The organism is Streptomyces sparsus (assembly GCF_054776295.1).
In genome coordinates, this window is sequence record NZ_BAAHCA010001592.1 from 1 (window position 1) to 660 (window position 660).

Here is a 660-nt window from a genome sequence, read left to right on the forward strand (position 1 = left end):
GCGACGGCAACGCCGCCAACGCGCTCGGCGCACTGCACGCCGACCGCGGCGAACTCCAGTCCGCGGAGCGGTGGTACCGCTCCGCGCTGGACGCCGGCGACGTCAACGGCGCCTTCAACCTCGGCCTGCTCTGCGCCGGTCAGGGGCGGAGCGCGCAGGCCGAGCAGTGGTACCGGCGCGCCGCCTACGCGGGGCACATCGAGGCGGCCAACGCGCTCGCCGTGCTGCTGCTCCAGCGTCAGGACGCGGACAGCGCCGAGCCGTGGTTCTCGAAGGCGGCCGAGGGCGGCAGCGTGGACGCCGCCTTCAACCTGGGCATCCTGTACGCCGGCCGGGGTGACGAGCGGGCGGCTCTGCGCTGGTACCGGCAGGCCGCCGAGGCCGGACACTGCGAGGCGGCGCTCCAGGTGGCGATCGCTCTCCAGCGCGCCGGCGACGTCCGCGGTGCGGAGAGCCGGCTGCGGCAGGCCGCCGACGGCGGCAGCGTGGAGGGCGCGTTCCGGCTCGCCTCCCTGCTGGAGCGTGCCGCCGGCCAGGAAGGTGAGCAGCTCGAGCAGTCCTCGGAGGTGCCGGAGCACGAGCGCTGGTACGAGCGGGCCGCCGAGCGGGGCCACCGACGGGCCCAGGTCCGGCTGGGCATGTGCGCGGCGGCCCGCGGGG

Annotated in this window: 1 protein-coding gene; it reads left to right on the plus strand. The window is 76.8% G+C overall.

What is annotated here, in order from left to right; translation table 11 throughout:
- A partial coding sequence (locus ACYVE9_RS29795; protein WP_461030977.1) for a tetratricopeptide repeat protein occupies positions 1-660 on the plus strand: 660 nt, incomplete at both ends.